General features: G+C 63.5%; 1 protein-coding gene. It reads right to left on the bottom strand.

What is annotated here, in order from left to right; all coding sequences use genetic code 11:
* On the bottom strand, positions 1–512 hold a 512-nt coding region (locus PCA31118_RS26905), incomplete at both ends, for an NAD(P)(+) transhydrogenase (Re/Si-specific) subunit beta (protein WP_174990621.1).

Genomic DNA, 512 nt, shown 5'->3' with positions numbered 1-512 from the left:
TTCAGCGAGAAGCCGATGCCTGCGGCGGCCCAGCCCGAGTACGAGTTCAGCATCGAGACCACGACCGGCATGTCCGCACCGCCGATCGGGATGATGATGAGCACGCCGAGCACGAAGGCAATGGCCGTCATGATGACGAACGGCGTCCAGCTCAGCGTGGTGAAGAACGCCACGCCGAAACCGATCATGGCAATCGCCAGCGCCAGATTCACCATGTGCTGGCCCTTGAATACGACCGGTGCGCCCTGGAACAGACGGAACTTGTACTTGCCCGAGAGCTTGCCGAACGCGATGACCGAGCCCGAGAACGTAATCGCACCGACGAATGTGCCGATGAACAGCTCGATACGGTTACCCGGTGGCAGCGCCTCACCGGCGGCAACGATGCCGAACGCGGCAGGTTCCGCGACAGCGGCCACGGCGATACACACGGCGGCCAGACCGATCAGCGAGTGCATCGCCGCGACCAGCTCCGGCATCTTCGTCATTTCGACCTTGCGCGCGACGAAGGC

Source organism: Pandoraea captiosa, assembly GCF_902459775.1.
In the GTDB taxonomy this organism is placed as follows: Bacteria; Pseudomonadota; Gammaproteobacteria; order Burkholderiales; family Burkholderiaceae; genus Pandoraea; species Pandoraea captiosa.
Note: the sequence above shows the minus strand (reverse complement) of the source record. Positions and strands in the feature narration are given on the sequence as shown.